Raw genomic sequence first — 20909 nt, forward strand, 5'->3', positions numbered from 1 at the left:
ACGGAATCTAACACATGAAAAACGTACCCGATACCAAACTAGGGAATATGTATCGCGAACATATTCAATTCATTTTGGACAAAAATATTGAAGCTTTATTGGACCAATATACCGATGATGCTCTGCTCATCAGTAGCTTCATGAAAACACCGATTATCTACAAAGGTCGCGACCAAATCCGCGAGCATATGCAGGGGATTTTGGGTATCGATGGTCTAGAGTCTGACATTGTTTTTTGGGCAGAAACCGAAGACCCCGAAACCCTCATGATTACCGAACAAATCACCATGACTACCAAAGACGGTGTAAGTCAGATGCGCTTTGCTGATAGTTGGGTATTGCGCAATGGGCAGATTGCCATTCACTTTGCAGGTATGGTGCAGCACCCCGACGGCTCTCTCGCCTAATTATATTTTCAAACTTTCCAATAAGAGTATAATTGCTCAAAAACATGGATTTAAAAGTAAAAATAAACGGAAAAGAATATGCTAGCGATGTAGAACCACGCGCACTTCTGGTAGATTTTTTACGGGATTCAGCTCATCTAACGGGAACGAAAGTAGGTTGTAACTCAGGAAACTGTGGGGTTTGTACGGTATTGGTCAATGGCAAAGCGACCAAAAGTTGCCAGCTACTTGCCATAGAAGCCGAAGGGAGTGATATTACGACTATCGAAGGTCTTGCCCAAAACGGTGAACTACACCCCCTTCAAAAGGCTTTTTGGGAAAATCACGCCGTTCAGAATGGTTTCTCTACCCCTGGTACGATTATGTCGGCGGTAGAGTTGTTGAGCCAAAACCCCGCCCCTAGTGATGCCGATATTAAACAATGGCTTCAGGGTAACCTCAGCCGCGAAACGGGCTATCAGCAAGTAGTGGAGTCTATCAAAGCTGCTGCTGCCGAGCTCAGAGGCGAAACTTCTACCAATGAGCAAGCACCTCCCACGTCTTATATTGGGCAATCTCCCAAAACCCGCAAAACCAAAGAGCTTATCACAGGCGACGCCCAGTTTATCGCGGATATGTCGCTTCCCAATATGCTCCATGCAGCCATTTTACAAAGTCCTCATGGTCATGCCAATATTTTGAGCATCGATACTTCTGAGGCCGAAGCCATGCCGGGTGTGGTAAGGATTTTTACCTGGAAAGACACCCAGCAAGTAATGCCCATGCCGGTGATTTGGATTCCTCCTTTCACCGAAAGTCATTTCTTGCCCCACCCTTCAGGAATTGTACCGGGCTCGCATTCGGTTTTTGCCAAAGACCGAGTTCGGTTTGTGGGGGATCAATTGGCCGCCGTCGTGGCCGAAACCCGCCAACAAGCTTACGATGCCCTCGACAAAATCAAGGTAGAATACGAGGCACTTCCGGTGATCTTGGATGCCGAAGAAGCCGTAAAAGACGGGGCACCTCAACTGCACGAGACCGCCCCCAACAATATCATGATTCATACAGTTTTTGGGGACAAAGACGCTACTCAAACTGCCATCGACGAGTCGGAAGTAGTAGTAGAGCAGCGAATCTACAACCAACGACTTATGCACAATACGCTGGAAGTGAGAGGGGTACTTGCTCAACACGATCCCGCCACCAATCAGCACACTATCTGGACTAATACCCAAATCCCCTATCCGCATCGATTACTGATTTCGTTGTATGTATTGGGAATTCCATATAATAAGCTGCGAGTAATTGTACCTTACATAGGAGAAAGTAATGGCTGTAAAGGCAATCTTTACCCCGATACCCCTCTTGTACTGTGGATGGCACGCGAACTAGGTCGCCCCGTGAAATGGGTAGATACTCGCGCTGGTTTTTCTCGCAATACAGCCCAATCAAGAGACCAAATCCAGCATATCAAAATCGCTGGAACCAAAGACGGAAAAATCTCTGCTCTAAGCTGCAAGGCATATAGCAACGTGGGAGCTTATCCTGTGATCAATGCGCCTGGGCAGCCACTCGCCTTGATTGGAAGAAGTATCACGGGAGCGTATGCGATTCCGCACGCTTCTTACGAAATCAACGTAGTCTATACCAACAAAGTCCCCACGGCTCCTATGAGAGGCTCAGGAAGGGCCGAGGCCATCTTCTTGATAGAAAGAGCTATCGAGCGTTTTGCCAGAGAGATTGGGAAGGATTCGGCCGAAGTAAGACGTATCAACATGGTTAAAAGCGACCAATTCCCGTTTGAAAATGGTTTGGGATGGACTTATGATTCTGGCAACTATGAACAAAACTTAGACATAGCCCTCGAAAAGGCAGGTTATGCCAACCTCTCCCAAATGAAAGCAGATGCACTCCAACGCAACAAACTTCTAGGACTGGGGATAGGTTCGTATGTAGCCGTAGCAGGCGTTGGAAATTCGGCCAAAATGGGCGGTGAAGGTTTGATGAGTGGTACCTGGGGAAGTGCTTACATTCATATTGCTCCTTCAGGCGAGGTAGCTATCACTACGGGAGCGCAGCCTCACGGTCAAGGACAAGATACGACGTTTGCGCAGATTGCGGCCCAAGAGCTACAAATTCCAATGGACTACGTAACTATCCAGCACTCTGATACGGATTTGCCGCTGTATTATGGTCAAGCAAGCTACGGAAGCCGGTCTTTGAGTGTGGAAGGGGTGACTGTCCAAAAAGCTTGCCAAATGGTGATTCAGAAAGCCCGCGAATACGCCGCTTATCTGTTTAAGATGCCACTTGATCTGATTGAATACAAAGAAGGAAAAGTAATTGGAATTCCTGCTCCCGAACAAGCCGTCATGACGCTCCAACAGGTAGCACTGATGCTATGGTTTGGATGGGATTTGCCAGAAGGTATGTCGCCAGGCTTAGAGGCAACGGCTTATTTTGACCCCAAAAACTTCAACTTTCCTTTTGGAACTCACATAGCCATAGTGGAAGTAGATAAAGACACTTGTGCTGTTGAATTGGTCAATTACATCGCCGTCGATGATTTTGGGGTAGTCATCAACCCCGAAGTGGTACGTAGCCAAACGCATGGCAATATTTTGCTAGGAATAAGCCAAGCTTTGTCAGAGGAAGCACGCTATTCTCCCGAAACAGGCCAAGTATTGACCGATGATTTTGATACTTATTCGATTGCACGTTCGAGCTGGATTCCTCATTTGGAACTTCACCGAACCGTCACGCCTTCTCCTTCCAATCCATTGGGAGTAAAGGGCGTAGGCGACGTAAGCAATCCTCCGGTGGCCCCTGCGGTAGTCAATGCCATATGCGATGCATTAGCTGACTATGGAGTCAAGCACATAGATATGCCCGTGACCCCTGAGAAGATTTGGCAAGCCATTTATTCTACCTAACCTTTTTGATTCAATCATCATGACTATCAATCCGTTTGAATACGCCGCGCCGTCTACTTTAGACGAAGTATTCAAACTCATCCAGCAAAACGGCTCGCAAGTACTGGTGGGAGACCAGGCTTTTGTAAGCCAACTGAAAAAAGGCCTCCTCAGCCCCAAAGCAGTCATTAGCCTCAAAAATATTCCAGAATTGGATAAAGTTGTGCAAGAACAAAACACCCTCGTGATTGGGACGACGACCACTTACGCCGATTTAATCAAAAATCCAGCTTTGGGTGCTTATCCTGCTCTAGGTCAAGCTTTGGCCGCTATTGGAGACCCTCATGCCATCAACAATAGTACCATTGGTGGCGCTTTTTATTATGGCGGAGCTTTGCACGGGCACGTATTGGCGGCCCTGATGACTCTCGACGCCGAGCTTCTTATTGTGGATGCTACCCAAGAGCGTATTACTCCTATTACCACTTTTTATCAGGAAGGCGGAGTCAAAAACCTCGCACAAGGCGAACTTATCCGAGAGGTACATATCCCTGCGCCTACGGGTGCTTCTTCTTACGAAAACATGAGTTTTCTGGGAGGAGGTCGTACGATTTGTGGCGTTGCTGTGGCTCTTGACAAAACCGACGGACTAGTGTCTCACGCCCGTGTTACCTTGTCGGGTTGTATTGCGATTCCTGTAAGGCTCGAAGAAGTCGAAAAAGCACTCCTAGGTGCTCCCGTTAGTTCTAATGATGTAGAAAACGCCCTCGAAAAACTCGAAGCAGAAGCGCTCACCTTCCAAAACGAGCCCGCTGTTCATGAAGCTTATCTTCTGCATCTTATTAAAGTATTACTCAAAAAATCAATTATGAAGCTCTAAAAATAGATCACTATGACTAACCAAGAATTTTATGAAAACCATTTAAAACTGCTCGCAGACAACGACGTAAATGTACTTGTGGAGCATGATTATCATGATGATGCCGAGATGATTCTGCATGTGGCCGATGAGCCGATTCATTTGAAAGGTAAAGAAGCTCTTCTCCAGCAACTTGGCGATTATCTCAAATACATTTATCGGGGGTTTATTTCTACCGAAAAGTTGGCGATTACCGACGATAGTATCTTTTTGGAAGCCACTATCAATACCACCAATGGTCCTTCCAAAGTATATGACGCCCTCTATATGAAAGACGGCAAAATATTCCGTCACTATTCAGGACTCAAATAAACTCTAAACATACAACCTTTAATAGATTAAAAATAAAGCATCATGAGCAAGAAAGTTTTGATTTTAGCATCGAACGTTGGTCTTTGGGCCGAAGAATTGCAAGCCCCTTGGGATGCCCTCAAAAAAGCTGGTTTTGACTTGACTCTTGCCACACCAAAGGGGATTACTCCTCTCCCGATGGTTTTGAGTATGGACAAAGATTTTATTGACCCTATGCAAAACTACAACGTCAACCCTGCCGAAGTAGTAGACCGTTGCAATGAAATCCTTGACACAGGCGAGTGGGATAACCCCCTCAAAATCGAAGATGCCGTCATGTCAGACTATGATGCACTTGTGCTTGTGGGAGGCCCAGGCTCTGCTCTTGATATTGTGGGAAATCCTTTTGTGCATCAACTTTGCGTGGCTGCTTATGAGCAAGGAAAAATCCTTGGAGCACTATGCTACGCCGTCGGTGCTTTTGTATGGGCCCGCGAAAGTGATACCCTTCACCGCAGTATCATCTATGGTAATAAAGTCGTAGCTCACCCCCGCGAATGGGACTTCACAGGTATGATGAACTATCCTTTGGTAAGAGCCAACGAAGCCAACCCTGGCACCGACATCGTGACGCAGGGCTTTGCCTTCCCACTTTTGGTGATTGTAGAAGACGCCGTAGGTCCTAATGGCCGGGTATATTCTGACCCTACTGCCAACCGCCAAAAACCACAAGTACATTATGATCATCCGTTCGTTACGGCGCTTTCGGTAGAATCATCGATTGCTTTTGGCGACAAACTAGTGGAAGTTCTTTCCTAATCTAACTTTCTGTACCTTATGAAACTCAAAGGGAAAAAAATCGGAATCTTGTTTGAGGCCGATTATTACGAAAACGAAATATTTTATTACCAATACAGATTTCCTGAAGAGGGTGCAGAGGTTCATTTCTTGACTCGCTTGTGGGGACAGCCCAAAATCACTTTTCATGGTCATGAGCACAAAGTGCCGATGGATTGCTGGGAAAGTTTTGAAAACATGAGCGATGAAGAATTGAAGAGCTACTCGGCTATTATCGTTCCTTCGGGCATGGTTTCGGATCGGTTGAGATACACCGAAGATGTAGAAAAAATCCCCCCAGCTACTGAGTTTTTGAAAAGGGTATTTGCCGAACCTACCATCTTAAAAGGAATCATCTGTCATGGCTTGTGGCTAGTAGCACCTGCTACCGAACTAGTCAAAGGGCGCCATTTGGTTTGTCACAACAACCTCATTGGTGATGCTAAAGCCTACGGAGCTATCTATACCAACGAAGATGTAGTCGTAGATGGCGACTTGGTAACGGGACGCTCGGGAGGACATGCGCACTTTTTTGCAAAAAAAATCATCGAAATCCTTTCAGAAAAAGCCTAAACCTACGCTCACTCATGATTCAAACCTCTTTTTTTCACGTAGCTGTCACGGTCAAAGATCTAAGTGCTTTTGAAAGCTTTTATTCAAAATATTTTGGTTTCCAAAGAGCTCGTACCATTTCGCTGGGAGAAGGTAAAGAACTTGTTTTCTTGAAAGACGCCGGCAATTTCTATTTTGAAGTATTCCCGCCTGATGAAGAAAGACCCATCCCCCTTGCCGAAGGAGATGGCCCTCATTATCAAGGAATTCGTCATTTAGCATTTTCGGTGGAAGATGTGGATGCCAAACTCGCCGAAATGGGTTCAGATGCAGTAATCACGCTAGGGCCGTTGACCTTCGATGACTTTATCCCTGGCTGGAAAACGGCTTGGGTAAAAGACCCTGAAGGTAATATCATCGAAATCACGCAAGGATACGTGGACGAAGCTAGCCAATCATAATCGTTCTTTATTTAAACTTCTAACATACTCAATTCATGAAACTCGATTTTACATTTTCAGATACCCTTGCGGGCTATGTTCTGGAATATAATACCGCCGAAAAATGGTACACCGTCGAAACATCTGATAAGCGTGTTTTCAAAGTAAATTTACTTCCTTCTACGTATGCTCGTACCTTCCGCAACTTAGATGAATCTTACCAAGATGCTTCGGGTGTCATGCATGATTTACTTGCAAAACCGGGGCAATTTGTGTTTTCTTATGGTACTTTCTATCCACCAGTTGAGGGGGGAGATTATGTATTTGAGGTACAATGGATAATTTTCCCTAGTACTGCCCCACTTGAATACCGCCACGAAGCCCAAGATTGGTGGATTAATCAAATCTCATCGATTGCTTCTAGCTACCTCAAATGGCAGTTTAACTATCCCCAAGAAGAAATCAATTACAAAAACTACCGAACCATGCTACACCTAGCAGGCTCGAAAAAAGGGGATTATTTGCAAGAAACCGATACCATCTCTCGTATGGTGTATGGTTTTGCATCGGCGTACATGATTACGGGAAATGAGGCATTTTTGGAAGGTGCCGAACTCGGAACCGAATACCTCCGCGACCACATGCGTTTTTATGACCAAGACGCTGATTTGGTATATTGGTATCATGGCGTAAAAGTACAAGGACAAAAAGAAACCAAATTGCTCACTTCGGAGTTTGGCGATGATTGGGATTCGTTGCCGATGTATGAGCAAATCTACGCTTTAGCTGGCCCTACGCAGACCTACCGCCTCACTGGAGACCCGCGCATCATGTGGGATATCGAAAAAACCATCGAACTCTTTGAAAAATACTTCAAAGACAACGAGCAAGAAGGCTACTTCTCTCACATCGATCCTATTACCCTCGACCCTCGCGCGGAGTCGTTGGCTCACAATCGCGCCCGCAAAAACTGGAACTCCGTAGGTGACCACGCCCCTGCTTATCTTATCAACTTGTATTTGGCAACAGGCGAGAAAAAATACGCTGATTTCTTGGAATATACTTTCGATACCATCACTAAGTATTTCCCTGATTATGAAAATAGCCCATTTGTTCAAGAAAAATTCTTCGAAGATTGGAGCAAAGACCAAACTTGGGGATGGCAACAAAACCGCGCCGTAGTAGGTCACAACCTCAAAATCGCTTGGAACTTGATGCGGATGCAATCATTAGTTGCCAAAGATTCTTATTTAGAATTTGCTAAAAAAATTGCCTCTTTGATGCCAGCCGCAGGTTCTGACCAGCAACGCGGCGGATGGTATGATGTAGTAGAACGCGAAACCCTTACCAATGGCCGTCATCAATTTGTATGGCATGACCGCAAAGCATGGTGGCAGCAAGAGCAGGCGATTTTGGCCTACATGATTTTGCATGGTATCCTCAAAGACGAAGACTATCTCAAATATGCCCGTGAGTCAGCAGCCTTCTATAATGCATTCTTCCTAGATACCGACGACGGCGGCGTTTACTTCAACGTCTTTGGCAATGGTATGCCTTATCTCTTGGGTACAGAACGCTTCAAAGGAAGCCACTCTATGAGTGCTTACCACAGCACAGAGCTTTGCTTCTTGTCGGCAGTATACACCAACTTGCTGATTACCAAGCAGCCTACTTATTTCTATTTCAAACCATATCCCAACGGTTTCAAAGACAACAAACTCTTTGTATCGCCAGATATTCTCCCCGCAGGTAGTGTATATATCAGCGAATGCTATATCAACGATGAGCCATACACTGATTTTGACGCCAATGCTTTGACCGTGACGCTTCCTCAAACCGACGAGCGTGTACGCGTAAAAGTTCTTTTGACTCCTGTTCAGTAAACCTTCTTATTCATAAACGACATGAAAATAGCCGAAAATATAGTTGAGAGCATTGCTGTCATTGAGGTAGAAGGTAATATCGACAGCAAAACCGCACCCGAATTTGAGAAAGCGGCCATCAACGCTATCAAAGGACAAGGGCAAGTCATCATCGACTTAAGTAAAGTTGAATTTCTTTCCAGTGCTGGTTTGCGGGTATTACTGATGATTTATCGCCAAATCAAAGCCCAAAACGGCAAAGTGGTCTTGGTGGGAGTATCAGAAGAAATTCAAGACGTAATGTCTAATACTGGTTTTATTAACTTCTTCATTATCGTAGCTACTATAGAAGAAGGAATAGAATCGCTAAAACAAGGCTAAAAATATGGCAGATATTCGGATTGATTATTACCCCACTCATGAGCATGAGGGTATCAAATTCAGACGGGGGCGTCCACTTCCATTTGGGGCTACTATGGTCCCAAATGGAGTCAACTTTAGTGTGTATTCAAGTGCTGCAATCTCTTGTACTTTGGTACTTTTTGAGAGAGGTGAAGCCCAACCTTATGCCGAAATTCCATTTCCTGACGAATTCAGAATCGGGGATGTTTTTTGCATGACGGTCTTCGACCTTGATTATGAAAGACTTGAATATGGCTATCGTATGGATGGTCCTTTTATTCCAGAACAAGGCTACCGATTCGACAAAAACATCATCTTGAGTGATCCTTATTCTAAGGTACTTGGAGGGCGTGATACTTGGCGAGCCGAACCCAACTGGGACAACATCTATCCTTATCGCTCTCGACTTGCGTTTGAGGATTTTGACTGGGAAAACGACCACCCTCTCGAAACCCCCATTGAAGATTTGTCTATCTACGAAATGCACGTTAGGGGCTTTACGAGTCACCCTTCTGCCGACATCAAAAACGGCGGTACTTTTAGCGGTATTCGTAGCAAGATTCCCTACCTTAAATCATTGGGTATCAACTGTATCGAATTGATGCCCATTTATGAGTTTGACGAATGGGAAAACAGCCGCGTCAATCCCGAAAATGGCGAAATGCTCGTCAACTATTGGGGCTATAGCACCGTAAACTTTTTCTCGCCTAAAGCAGGATATGCTGCTACTGGGAAGTTTGGGATGCAGGTCGATGAGCTCAAAACCCTCATCAAAGAACTCCACAAGCACGGAATCGAAGTATTTCTAGATGTAGTGTTCAATCACACTGCCGAAGGAGATCACCGAGGTCACACGATTTCTTTTAGGGGTATCGACAACAAGACCTACTATATGCTTACGCCAGAAGGGTATTATTTCAACTTCTCTGGTACGGGCAATACCCTCAACTGCAACCACCCTGTGGTACGAAATATGGTACTTGACTGCCTACGTTATTGGGCTTCCGAATACCACATCGACGGGTTCAGGTTTGACTTGGCCGCCATCTTAGGACGTGCCCAAGATGGTAGTCCATTGAGCAATCCTCCTTTGCTGGAATCTCTGGCCTACGACCCTGTATTGGCCAAATGTAAATTGGTAGCTGAAGCTTGGGATGCGGGTGGATTGTACCAAGTAGGGTCATTCCCTGCCTATGGTCGGTGGGCCGAATGGAACGGAAAATACCGCGATGCCGTTCGCCGCTTCTTAAAAGGAGATACTGGCCTTGTGGGCGAAATCTCCCAACGTATCCAAGGCTCCCCTGATTTGTATTCGTCAAGAGGGCCTACCGCAAGTATCAACTTTGTGGCTTGTCATGACGGGTTTACGTTGCATGATATGTTTGCTTATAATGACAAACATAACGAAGCCAATGGCGAAAACAACAACGACGGAGCCAACGACAACAACTCTTGGAACAGCGGATGGGAAGGCCCAACCGACGACGCAGCCATCAATTTTCTTCGTCATAAGCAAATCAAAAATGCCTTAACGATTTTGATGGTAAGCCAAGGTACACCCATGATTTTGATGGGAGATGAAATGGGGCATACCCAACGAGGCAACAATAATACCTACTGTCAAGACACCGAATGGAACTGGCTCAATTGGGACTTGCTCAACTCCAACGCTGATTTGTTTCGGTATGCTCAGTTGATTTTGCGTTTCCGCCGTGCTCACCCCGTGTTGCGTAGTGCTACCCACTTCCGTCATTACGATTATGTAGGTAGCGGGCTACCAGATATTAGCTTCCACGGTACCCATGCTTGGCGTCCCGACTGGTCGGAGTCCAGCCGGACATTAGGCTTCATGCTTTGTGGCAATCACGCCAAAGGAGGTACTATCACCGACGACACTATTTATGTAGCAATGAATATGTATTGGGAACCGCTGCATTTTGAGCTGCCGGTTTTGGAAGGCGGCGCCAAGTGGCACGTTTTTGCCAATACTGACATGAGCAATTCTCAGGACATCCACGCCATTGGCGAAGAACCTATCCTAGAAGACCAATCCTCTTTCTTTGTAGGTTCACGATCGGTGGTAGTGCTAGTGGCCAAATAAACTCTTTCTTTCTCAACCAAAAAATTCTCTCATATCATGGATTTTACAATAACCTCTGAAGTAGTCGACAAAGTAGCTAAGCTCACTTTATCGGGCGAGCTAGATTCTTTATCAGCTCGGGTTTTTCAAAAAGAAATCGAAAAAGTGGCGCTCGAATCCCCCACTGAACTCGTTTTGGATATGGAAAACCTCGCTTTTATGTCATCGGCAGGGCTACGGGTGTTGATTTTCTCAAAACAAAAAATCGGGGTAGGTCTTACGATTTATGTAGTGAAGCCACAGGAGTCTATCGTAGATACACTCGAAAAGACAGGTCTACACCACAGCGTAAACATCGTGGATCAATATCCTGCTTAAATAGAGCAAAAGCAGCATAAACCTTTCCAAACTCAGGTACGAAATTTGTCTTTACGCAAATGGAATTAAAAACCTTTCCCGCCCATGTTGACTCTCTTGACCCTCTACGGCAATACGTCAAAGAAATATCCCAACAAGCGGGATTAGACAAAAAAGCCACGTACAATTTGATATTGGCCATCGACGAAATCGCCACCAATATCATCTTATACGGCTACCAAAACGCTGGTTTGGAGGGCATCATTGATGTAAAAACGGAGGTAGCCGACAATCAACTCAAAGTAATCTTTGAAGATGATGCGGCTCCCTTCGACCCTACGACTCGCGAATTGCCCGACCAAGAGGATTTTGATCTGCCCCTTGACGAACGGCCCATTGGAGGGCTAGGTATCTATCTCACTATCAATGGAGTAAGTGAGTTTAAGTACGAGTATTCCAACAATCGAAATCGAAATATCTTTATTGTTGACATCAAAAGCCCCTAGTAACAAGGGCCAATGACCGTTTTTTTGAAATATGACCACCCACCGACCTTATGCCAACCCTTTTCCTGGATTAAGAAGCTTTGACTCAAAAGATGCAAGTCTATTTTTTGGGAGAGAAAGCCACGTCAAAAAATTACGGGATAAACTCAGCGCATCAAGGTTTTTGGCAATCATTGGATCTTCGGGAAGTGGGAAGTCGTCGCTTATCAAAGCAGGGCTTATTCCCTCTTTAGAAAAATCGCCGCTCGACCTTACCCCTGAGCAAGGATGGCATATTTTATTGCTAAAGCCAGGAGGAGAACCTATCAAAAATCTCATTGGAGTTATCAGTGAATACTTCAACAGATTTAATATTGGTGGTTCTTCTCCTGATATTGTCAACAATCTCGAATCTTTGATTTTCAATGATTCCGATGGTATCAATCGCGTTTTTCAGCTGCTTGCTGGAAAAAATATCCTATTTGTCATCGACCAGTTTGAAGAGGTGTTTAGGTATCGTCAAAAGGAGGCCACCATTCAAACCGACCGCGACGAAACCATCCTTTTCATTGAGTTTTTGGTTCGGATTCTTAATCAGCGCAGTTTGCCTATTTATGTGGCTCTGACGATGCGCTCCGATTATTTGGATTATTGTACCAACTACAACGGTCTTACCGAAGCCATCAATCGTGGGTATTATCTTTTACCAAAGATGAACCACGCCGAAATTGTGCTAGCTATTAGTGGGCCGCTTGATACGGTCGGCGTCAATATCTCCCCCGACCTCATTGAAAGGCTCCTTAAAGATATTGGCAACAAGACCGATCAATTGCCCGTACTTCAGCACGCACTTATGCGTACTTGGGATCACTGGCAAACCGTCAAAACCCACCAACAAAGCATTGATGAGTCTGATTATGAGGCCATTGGTACCATGTCAGATGCGCTTTCTCTACATGCCGAACAAATTTATGAGGATATTTTCGATGCCAAACGAAAAGCAGTCACCGAAAAGCTATTCAAAGCACTTATTACGCTTGGAGCGGGCGATGCTGGCGTAGTCACCCCTACGACTTTGGCCAATGTCAAAAAAATAACCGCTGCTCCTGAATTTTTACTGCTCGATGTCATTGATAGATTACGAGAAGTAGGTACTTCTTTTTTATCTCCTTCCTATTCCACTCCACTAGCCGACAATTCGGTCATTGACTTGACCCACGAGCGCATCACTTATCTGTGGAAACGCCTCAAAATGTGGGTAGAAGAAGAAACTGAATCGGCAAAGCTTTATAAAAAATTGAGTTTTTCGGCGGAGCAATATCAACAAGGAAAAACGGGGCTTTGGGTCAATCCCGAACTCCAAATAGGGCTAAAATGGCTCAAAGAAAATCGCCCTACCAAAGAATGGGCCACTCGCTATGACCCTTATTTTGAACGAGCTATCAACTACCTTGAATACAGTCGTAATCAATATGATTTTGAGGTTCAGAACAAAGAAACTCGACACAAGAAGGAAGTCAAGCGGACCCGACAATTTGCCCTCATCTTAGGGCTAGGCTCTTTGCTTTCACTACTATTTTTGATTGTTTCTATTATTCTCAGAAACCAAGCCCAGCAAAGTGAAAAAGAATCTTTAGAAAAAGAAAAAATAGCTCTCTCTGAACAGAAAAAAGCCGAAATACAGAAAAGAGAGGCTATTTCTCAAAAAAGAATAGCTCAACAACAAGAGGAAATTGCTGAAGCTCAAAAACAACTTACCGAGGAGCAAAAACTCATCGCCGTAACCGAGCAAAGAAAAGCTGAATTTCAAAGACAAGAGGCCATCCAAGCCCAAAAAGTGGCTACCCAACAACGCATCAGTGCCGAAAGTGCCAAACGCGACGCCGAAAGCCAACGTACAAGAGCCGTCATAGCTCAAGGTGAAGCCGAAAAACGCAAAGACGAAGCCGAAAAAGCCAGAAAAGACGCCGAAACACAAAGGAAGTTTGCCGACGAAGCTCGCAAGGATGCAGAAAATCAAAAAGTGAAGGCCATTGCTCGTTCAATCGCCATCCAAGCCACCCAAATGCCCGACAACGCCCAAGACGGTCTTCCCGCTTTGCTGGCCCTCCATGCTTATGACCTCAACCTAAAAAGTGGTGGCGAAAAAAATAATCCTGACATTTTCAATGCCTTAGCTAAAGCTGCAGGCTCAAGTTCTAAGTTGATTTTGCGTCGGCACAGTGATGTAGTAAGGTCAGTGGCTATTAAAAACGATATTGTGGGTACTCAATTTGTTTCAGTAAGCGACGATGCCACTGCCAAAGTTTGGGATTTTAATACGTCCCAACCTCAGCTTCTCAAAACCCTCAGCCGAGGGGCAAAAACCAATGAAAGCTTCCGCACAGTGATTTTCAACGGAAACAAAATTATTGTAGGAGGTGCTCAAGGTTCTATCGTCAGTTGGAATCTAGACCAACCTACCCCTACTCCAACCGTAATAAAGGCCCACCGTAGTCCTATTCAATCGCTATTGCTTAGCCAAGACCTAACTAAGCTCATCTCTATCAGTGGAGATGGCAACATCCGTACTTGGAATATCAAGCCTAATGGTCTTGATTCTTTGGTGAATGTCAAAACCAATATCGACATTTTTTGTGCGCAGCTGAGTCCAGATGGCAAAAAATTGCTATGCGGGTCTAAAGGAAAAGTAGCTGCTTTTGCCCTTGAGAATCTTAAAGCAGCACCCGATTTTTTTGCATTCAATGGCATGGCGCCTCGTGTCACGGCCCTTGCTTTCAACCCTAGCGGTCGCAAGCTAATGACAGGAAATAGCAACGGAGGACTTTATTTATGGAGTTATGAAAACGATAAAATCGTCGAATATTCAGGTACATCTGTAGTAGGGAGGCACAATTCAATCGTCAGCGACATTGTGTTTTCGTCCGACGGCAACCTAGTTGCTACGAGCAGCTACGACTGGTCGGTACATCTTTTCAATTTTGACGAAATCAGTCGTCAGCAGCAACCTATCATCATCAATGACTTTAACAACTGGGTCACTGGGATTCGGTTCACCATAGATAGCAAAAAACTAATTGCCTACGGCGCCGACCGCACCGTACGCGTATGGGATATCAACATCAACGACCTCTACAAAGAGGTAACTAAAAAAATAACCCGAGACATGACCGTGGAAGAGTGGAACAAGTACGTGGGAAAAGACGTCGAATTCAACAAAATCTCGGCCCATAAGTAATGATTTGTTTTATTGAAAATGACCTGTGATATGGGAAAAAATTTACGTTTTTATGCGATAATAATGGGGGTAATGGCACTGAGCTTACAGGTTGGAAGAATATACGGACAATCATGCGAGGAGTCAGTGGATATTCCTGATGCCGAAAAAAAATTCACCACTGGAAATTTTGATGAAGTTTTCTCGATTCTTTTACCCTGTTTGAAAACCGGCTATTCGCCCAATGCCAAAGTACAAGCTTATAAAATTTTGGCTATGACATACCTGGCTCTCGACTCTACGCAGCAAGCGAGTCGGTCGATACAGAATTTGTTGGCTATCAACCCCAGTTTTGTCCCTGATTTTGCGTCTTCACCCCAATTTAAAGAGCTTTTTCAATACGTAAAAGACTCCCAAGAACGCATCATTCAAATTACGTCGGTGTCCAAGCGCGCCGAAAATGTCTTGAAAGTACCCGCCACCGTGACCGTGATTACCGACAAAGATATCATCAAGCGAGGGTATCAAAATCTCGAACAAGTACTACACGACCTCTCAGGATTTGATATCGCCAAAGGCAACGGCCCCGGCTACTCCAATTTCTACGGTCGAGGATATCGCTCTACTTCCAACGACCGCATGCTCATGCTAATCGATGGTATTGAAGAAAATGACTTGGCCTCCGACAATATCCCTATTTCGCGTCAATACCCTTTGTCAGACATCGAACGCATTGAAGTAGTGTATGGTCCTGCTGCTACTATGTATGGCAACAATGCTTTTGTGGGTGTCATTAACATTATCACCAAAAAATACGCCGAAATCATCGATGCCAACAATAAAGTTGAGGTAAAAGGACAAAGCAGGTACGGCACTTGGAACAGTCGCTACCTTGACGCCACAGTCGCTACCAAAACCAAAGACGTGGCGATTTCGGTATCAGGAAGGTTTTTTGAATCAAATGAAATGAACCTCTCCCAATACCCTGAGTGGAATTATGGCACCCGTGAAGTAAGCGACTATGCAAGCCATTTGAATCGTACGGGTACCGCTGCTCAAACCTACGCCGCTAGTACACAGCTTCTTACCAAATACCCCAACTCTGACTTATATACGGTCGAATATGCCAACAACGCCATCAGTGCTATCAAACTTACTCCCAAAGGACAACAAAAAGCGGCCGAGCTTGACAATCAGCTTTTCAACGGAAACGCTTATAACCAGCCTGTTTCTTTCAACGACTTTTCGAGGGATTGGTACATCAAAGGCAAAATGGAATTTAAAGAATTTACCATTCTTACTTCCTCTTGGCGAACCGACGAAGGAGCCGCCCCTTGGTATACCAACCAAACCCGCCTCAGCACCCGCAATCTCTCACGGTGGATTACTTTGTACCGCAGTCTAGCCGGTATTTATAATAAAGTGCTAAGCGAAAAATTTCAGATTGTTATTTTAAGTTCTTATCGCTTACATGAAATTGACGGCGGTACCAATCTTGCTTCTTATCGGAGCTATTACAACAATCGCCTCGGTATCGCTGACTTAGCAGCGGGTACTACGCCTACTTACTCTACTGTTTATTATTATCGAGGGTCAAATCAATTCCGCAACGAACTGCGGGCTTTGTGGAGTCCTTTGCCTACGCTCGACATCAACAGTGGCGTAGAGTACCGAAACAGTATCATTCAAGGGAATTATATTACTTCCGCGACTCCTAATCCCGACGACATTGGCTTCCCAGCTGATACCCTTCGGGGAGGCAACAATTTCCGTGCTCTTGATTTGGGAATTTATACCCAGGCCACTTATCGTTATTCTCCGTCTTTAAATTTAGTAGCGGGTTTGCGCCTTGACAACAATCGCGTCCGTAAAAGCGGAGGATATGGCGTAGTCGTAAACCCCCGTTTGTCAGTGATTTATAGTAAGGGAAACTTTATTTTCAAAGGCATTTATGCCGAAGCTTTCAAGGATGCCTCTTATTTACAAAAATACGGAACCACCTCCGATCGGCGGCTCAACAACCCCACCCTTCAGCCCGAAAAAGTGCGAAACATGGAGTTTAGTGTTTATTATAAAATATCCAAAGAAGCCAATATCAACATTGCCGCTTATCGCGCCAATTATAGCAATGCTGTAGGACTCGTGACGGTCGTGCTCGAAAATGGCACTCGCACCAATCAATTCCAGGGGATTGGTCGGCAACGCATTTGGGGCATACAAGCCGAAGCCAATTACCAAACCGAAAAGCTCAACATCTGGAGCAATTTTACCTATACCAATCCTACTGATTTGGCATCGGGGCTTAGAGTCAGCGACATTGCCAATTTTTCTTTCAATATAGGTGCCAACTATCAGCTCAACAAAAGCTGGCATTTCAACCTTACCTCTCACTACGTAAGCGCGCGTAAGTCTGGTGCTGGTACTTCAGGAAGCCGCAACCCTATTCAATCGTTTGATCCTTATCTGGTGCTAGACGGCGTTGTGACTTATCACAACCTCTTTAAGGGCGTATCGGTACAAGCGACCGTCAACAACCTCTTGGACAAAGAATATTTTGTACCCGGCATCAGAGAGGCCGATAACATCGTAGGTGCATCCAGGTTTCCACAAGAACATCGAAATTTTTCAATTGGTATTTTATTCGACATTAAATGAATATGAATGCTTTACCCAACGTGATGGAACTAATGGTGATGGAAAACAACAAAACAATCCCCCTTCCTAACGGATTTGAGCTTCATGAAGGGCATTTTCCTGAACGACTAGAAGAAATAGGCCGATTCAGAATCAAAGCTTGGCGTCATGAAAACGGAATCAGTTCCAGTTTTTTTTCACAAGATGCGTGGATTGATAGCATTGACAATCAAGCCATTCATTGGATTATTACCCAAAACAACACCATCGTGGCAGCTGCTCGGTTGAGTTTTCATGATGATTTAGAGGATGTTCCTTATAATGATTTTTTGCATCCAGAGCACGGGCTATTGTTTGATCACCCTCCTATTGCGTCTATCAATCGGCTGGTAGTCGATCCCGCTTTTCGCGGAAGAGGCTTTGCCAAAATCCTCGACCAAGAACGTATCAAAGTAGCAACACAATACGGCTCAAAAGTAATGATTGCTTTTCCTCAATTATCGCGTTTGGAGTCGTTACAAAGACTAGGATTTTCGTTGATTTCGCAACTAAGAAACATCCCCGAAATGCCCGAGCGTCCCTTTTTCTTAATGAAATTAGACTTATAAAACCTCTTTTTTAATGTTCAAAAGAAAAGCGATATATGGTATTCTCAACTTGAAGGCAGGAGATCTCTCTATGGTCTTACCTTTCATGCGTTATTCTTTTTTTATGGGAGTATCGGTCGCCATCTTTTATACGGCGAGTATGTCGTTGTTTATCAATAGTTTTGATCGCACCATGCTCCCTAAAGTATACATCGCAAGTGGTATCATTGTGTATGCGTTGGGGTTTATTGTTGCCAAAATTCAAGAGAAAGTATACTTTTCTAAATTGGCTCTGGGACTTATTGTCTTTCTGATTGTATCGGTAGTGGGGTTATTAGTTCTGCATTTCTTGACGGGTAGTAAATGGGTGTACTTTCTTCTATTTCTTTGGAATCGGGTTTTTGTTTTTGTCAACGGAATTGCCTTCTGGGCCATTGTTTCGCGGATTTTCAATCTACAGCAAGCCAAGCGCCTCATTAGCTTTATCACCACTGGCGATGTGTTTTCGTCGATTATAAGTTATTTATCAATTCCGTTGTTATTACAATTTATCGATACCAATCAACTTCTGTATATTTCTGTCATTGTACTGATAGTATGCTTGGTAGTGATGGTATCAATTGGTAAAAAATATGAGCCTGAGCTTGCCATCATTGCCCGGGCACCTTCCAAAAACGAACGCAAAACACTCCGCTATTTTTTTGAATCTCCTTACTATACAGCCATCTTTTTGCTTGCGCTGATGCCGGTGGTAGGTTTGTTTTATGTGGAGTTTATGTTTGCAGTAGAGTCCAAAAATGTGTTTCCCAACAAAGAAAGTTTAACCAGTTTTCTAGGATTCTTTTTTGGACTGTGCGCTATTATTGAGCTACTCATCAAGACTTTTTTGTACGGAAGAGTCATCGAAAAATACGGCCTCAAACTCGGCCTTATCATTCTACCCTTGGCACTTACCGTATTTTTTGTATTTGCGGCGTTATATGGGTCTTTTTATGGCAACAACTACGTCTTTTTTGCCTTTGTAGCAATGGCTCGTTTTTTTATGAGCACCTTCCGTAAATCTATCAATGACCCCTCTTTTCAACTTTTATTTCAACCTATTGTCCCTGACGAACGCATCGAGCTACAAAGTCGGATCGAAGGCGGCCCCAAAGCAATGGGCAATATAGTGGCGGGAGTTTTGTTGATGGCGCTTACCTATTTTTCTTTTGTAGACAGTGTTTATTTGTCTTATTTCTTCGTTTTGGTGCTTTTGGGCTGGTTGTCAATCTCTTTCAAGACCCAAAACCTCTATCGCAATGTGCTAAAAAACTTGCTCATGGATGTCAACAAGTTTAAAAAAGCCTATCAAAAGCACAAAATATCGATACTTTCATCACCTCATTTTAGCAAAATCACAGAAATAAACCAGCGCTATGACTTTGAGAAAGTAATTCGATTAGCTACCTCTCCTCGCTCTGAAGAAAGATTGAAATCGGTGTATTTGTTAGAAAAATCAGGACGCTATTTTGCTTACAAACACCTCGAAACGCTGCTACAAGACCCCAACACTCAAGTAAGGCAAGCGGCCATATTGGCCGCAGGCAATATCAAAAAAAGTGAACTTTGGCCTTATTTGTTCAACAACTTACCTTCAAAATATTTCGCCAAATCAACCTCTTTGGCTTTAGCTCGTATTGGGGAGCCGGTGATTGGCGAACTTGAGCGTTATTTTAATCGTGTTGAAAACGATAAAGTTACACAGCTAACCATCATTGGTATTTTTGAAAAAATCATCAGCCCTGCTTCTTTGCGGATTTTGCGGGCCAAAATCAACCACCCTGACCCTCAGATAAGAGACCGGGTATATGAAGCCCTCAAAAACCTAAACCACCGCGCCACTTCTCTCGAACGCCCCCATATCAATGCCGAAATCGACGAAAGAGCAGCCTTGATTGTTTGGCTCCTTGCAGCCCGAAGAGATATTTCTACCCAAAAAGACCTCATCAAACTACGGAAAGCCATCTCGGCCGAAAACCGCCAAATGGTGCCAAAGCTTTTTACGCTCCTTGATATTCTCAACGGTGAGCAGGGTTTTGAACTCATCAAAGAACTATACGACAACAAAGGAGAAGATACCAAGGGCTTTTTGCAGGAGGTTTTCAATATGTCACTTACCGAAGATTTGAGGGTAAAATTGGTACCTATTTTTGAGGATACTCCGCTCAACGAAAAATTGCAGAAATGCCAAGCCAATTATCCTCAACAAAACTTGACGGTAGAAGAGCGTATTCTGGATATTATCAATAAAGATTTCTCTCAAATCTCTAAATCGCTCAAGGCCATCGCCATCCAGCATTTACTAAGATTTCCAGAGTCAGATCATAGATATATACTCATTGCTTGTGCCAATTCAGACGCGGTGATTGTGGCCGAATCAGCCCTATATGTGTTGTATCAACTTTATCCCGAATCATTTGCAGAGTTTAAAGAAACAGCACTTTTACATGAAGCAGAAAGCTCGGTGTTGTTATGTGAAAAAATTGAAAAAGGGCTAAAAAAAGACGAGTTATTGGTCTATAAGCTCTCTCATATTAGACCATTAGAGCTTTTTGAAAACATCCCAAGTGACGAATTGCTCACGATTGCCAATCAGCGAGTCAGTCTTCATCTTAACGAAGGCGAGATTATATTTATGCAACCTTATTGTAGCGATGGCTTGCCTTGCGTGTTGGTCAGAAGGGGCGAAATCGAGCTTCATGAATCAGACGGTACGCATCTATTGCTCAGCAAAGACGACTATTGGTATCGGTCCCCTGTGCCCCCTCCTCATAGTTTGCTGCATTCGATAAAGGCCCTCAAAGCCACTGAGCTTATTTTATTGGATCCGTATTTAGTATATAATCTAATTGCCCAAGATGAAATAGAAAAAAGTAGCATTCTTATTCATGAAGGCGAATAATATGACT

16 protein-coding genes are annotated in these 20909 nt (G+C 44.2%); all 16 read left to right on the forward strand.

Translation table 11 applies throughout. The annotated features are described in order from the left end of the window. Positions 1-14 precede the first annotated feature (14 nt). From P1X15_RS19935 to P1X15_RS20010, 16 genes are read left to right on the forward strand one after another with little or no spacing between them, the layout of a single operon-like run. Complete coding sequence (locus P1X15_RS19935; RefSeq protein ID WP_028666370.1) at positions 15-407, forward strand: nuclear transport factor 2 family protein; 393 nt, start codon at positions 15-17, stop codon at positions 405-407. Positions 408-451: 44 nt separating this feature from the next. Then, complete coding sequence (locus P1X15_RS19940; RefSeq protein ID WP_277339900.1) at positions 452-3319, forward strand: molybdopterin-dependent oxidoreductase; 2868 nt, start codon at positions 452-454, stop codon at positions 3317-3319. 19 nt (positions 3320-3338) lie between these two features. Then, positions 3339-4178, forward strand: coding sequence for a xanthine dehydrogenase family protein subunit M (locus tag P1X15_RS19945; protein WP_277339901.1), 840 nt, complete (start codon positions 3339-3341; stop codon positions 4176-4178). 12 nt (positions 4179-4190) lie between these two features. After that, positions 4191-4529, forward strand: a complete 339-nt coding sequence (locus tag P1X15_RS19950; protein WP_277339902.1) for a nuclear transport factor 2 family protein — start codon at positions 4191-4193, stop codon at positions 4527-4529. 42 nt (positions 4530-4571) lie between these two features. Further along, a complete protein-coding gene (locus P1X15_RS19955; protein ID WP_277339903.1) occupies positions 4572-5327 on the forward strand; it encodes a type 1 glutamine amidotransferase domain-containing protein in 756 nt (251 codons plus the stop codon). Between the two features lie 18 nt (positions 5328-5345). Continuing rightward, on the forward strand, positions 5346-5918 hold the full coding sequence (locus P1X15_RS19960; RefSeq protein WP_028666375.1) for a DJ-1/PfpI family protein: 573 nt from the start codon (positions 5346-5348) through the stop codon (positions 5916-5918). Positions 5919-5932: 14 nt separating this feature from the next. After that, a complete protein-coding gene (locus P1X15_RS19965; RefSeq protein WP_277339904.1) occupies positions 5933-6358 on the forward strand; it encodes a VOC family protein in 426 nt (141 codons plus the stop codon). 35 nt (positions 6359-6393) lie between these two features. Further along, complete coding sequence (locus P1X15_RS19970; RefSeq protein ID WP_277339905.1) at positions 6394-8220, forward strand: AGE family epimerase/isomerase; 1827 nt, start codon at positions 6394-6396, stop codon at positions 8218-8220. A gap of 21 nt (positions 8221-8241) precedes the next feature. After that, the gene (locus P1X15_RS19975; protein WP_028666378.1) at positions 8242-8580 is read left to right on the forward strand and encodes an STAS domain-containing protein; all 339 of its coding nucleotides are present in this window, start codon (positions 8242-8244) and stop codon (positions 8578-8580) included. 4 nt (positions 8581-8584) lie between these two features. Beyond that, the gene (glgX, locus tag P1X15_RS19980; RefSeq protein WP_277339906.1) at positions 8585-10702 is read left to right on the forward strand and encodes a glycogen debranching protein GlgX; all 2118 of its coding nucleotides are present in this window, start codon (positions 8585-8587) and stop codon (positions 10700-10702) included. A 36-nt stretch (positions 10703-10738) separates the two neighbouring features. Continuing rightward, positions 10739-11059, forward strand: coding sequence for an anti-sigma factor antagonist (locus P1X15_RS19985; RefSeq protein ID WP_273211687.1), 321 nt, complete (start codon positions 10739-10741; stop codon positions 11057-11059). Positions 11060-11118: 59 nt separating this feature from the next. Then, positions 11119-11544, forward strand: coding sequence for an ATP-binding protein (locus P1X15_RS19990; RefSeq protein ID WP_277339907.1), 426 nt, complete (start codon positions 11119-11121; stop codon positions 11542-11544). Between the two features lie 31 nt (positions 11545-11575). Then, positions 11576-14761 (forward strand): hypothetical protein, encoded by a 3186-nt coding sequence (locus tag P1X15_RS19995; RefSeq protein ID WP_277339908.1) that lies wholly within the window; start codon positions 11576-11578, stop codon positions 14759-14761. A 30-nt stretch (positions 14762-14791) separates the two neighbouring features. Next, positions 14792-17395 carry a TonB-dependent siderophore receptor gene (locus P1X15_RS20000; RefSeq protein ID WP_277339909.1) on the forward strand — a complete coding sequence of 868 codons (2604 nt, stop codon included), beginning with the start codon at positions 14792-14794 and terminating at the stop codon, positions 17393-17395. A gap of 2 nt (positions 17396-17397) precedes the next feature. Next, a complete protein-coding gene (locus P1X15_RS20005; RefSeq protein WP_277339910.1) occupies positions 17398-17982 on the forward strand; it encodes a GNAT family N-acetyltransferase in 585 nt (194 codons plus the stop codon). 13 nt (positions 17983-17995) lie between these two features. Then, on the forward strand, positions 17996-20902 hold the full coding sequence (locus P1X15_RS20010; RefSeq protein WP_277339911.1) for a hypothetical protein: 2907 nt from the start codon (positions 17996-17998) through the stop codon (positions 20900-20902). Positions 20903-20909: the final 7 nt, after the last annotated feature.

The sequence above is a fragment of the Runella sp. MFBS21 genome (genome assembly GCF_029433105.1).
Lineage (GTDB): Bacteria > Bacteroidota > Bacteroidia > Cytophagales > Spirosomataceae > Runella.

Excerpts from the sequence above, each read along its gene's own strand:
- P1X15_RS19985 (WP_273211687.1), top strand. The coding sequence starts at position 10,739 with ATGGATTTTACAATAACCTCTGAAGTAGTCGACAAAGTAGCTAAGCTC.
- P1X15_RS19990 (WP_277339907.1), top strand. The coding sequence starts at position 11,119 with ATGGAATTAAAAACCTTTCCCGCCCATGTTGACTCTCTTGACCCTCTA.
- P1X15_RS19940 (WP_277339900.1), top strand. The coding sequence starts at position 452 with ATGGATTTAAAAGTAAAAATAAACGGAAAAGAATATGCTAGCGATGTA.
- glgX (WP_277339906.1), top strand. The coding sequence starts at position 8,585 with ATGGCAGATATTCGGATTGATTATTACCCCACTCATGAGCATGAGGGT.
- P1X15_RS19960 (WP_028666375.1), top strand. The coding sequence starts at position 5,346 with ATGAAACTCAAAGGGAAAAAAATCGGAATCTTGTTTGAGGCCGATTAT.
- P1X15_RS19995 (WP_277339908.1), top strand. The coding sequence starts at position 11,576 with ATGACCACCCACCGACCTTATGCCAACCCTTTTCCTGGATTAAGAAGC.
- P1X15_RS19965 (WP_277339904.1), top strand. The coding sequence starts at position 5,933 with ATGATTCAAACCTCTTTTTTTCACGTAGCTGTCACGGTCAAAGATCTA.
- P1X15_RS20010 (WP_277339911.1), top strand. The coding sequence starts at position 17,996 with ATGTTCAAAAGAAAAGCGATATATGGTATTCTCAACTTGAAGGCAGGA.
- P1X15_RS20000 (WP_277339909.1), top strand. The coding sequence starts at position 14,792 with ATGGGAAAAAATTTACGTTTTTATGCGATAATAATGGGGGTAATGGCA.
- P1X15_RS19970 (WP_277339905.1), top strand. The coding sequence starts at position 6,394 with ATGAAACTCGATTTTACATTTTCAGATACCCTTGCGGGCTATGTTCTG.
- P1X15_RS19975 (WP_028666378.1), top strand. The coding sequence starts at position 8,242 with ATGAAAATAGCCGAAAATATAGTTGAGAGCATTGCTGTCATTGAGGTA.
- P1X15_RS19945 (WP_277339901.1), top strand. The coding sequence starts at position 3,339 with ATGACTATCAATCCGTTTGAATACGCCGCGCCGTCTACTTTAGACGAA.
- P1X15_RS19950 (WP_277339902.1), top strand. The coding sequence starts at position 4,191 with ATGACTAACCAAGAATTTTATGAAAACCATTTAAAACTGCTCGCAGAC.
- P1X15_RS19955 (WP_277339903.1), top strand. The coding sequence starts at position 4,572 with ATGAGCAAGAAAGTTTTGATTTTAGCATCGAACGTTGGTCTTTGGGCC.
- P1X15_RS19935 (WP_028666370.1), top strand. The coding sequence starts at position 15 with ATGAAAAACGTACCCGATACCAAACTAGGGAATATGTATCGCGAACAT.
- P1X15_RS20005 (WP_277339910.1), top strand. The coding sequence starts at position 17,398 with ATGAATGCTTTACCCAACGTGATGGAACTAATGGTGATGGAAAACAAC.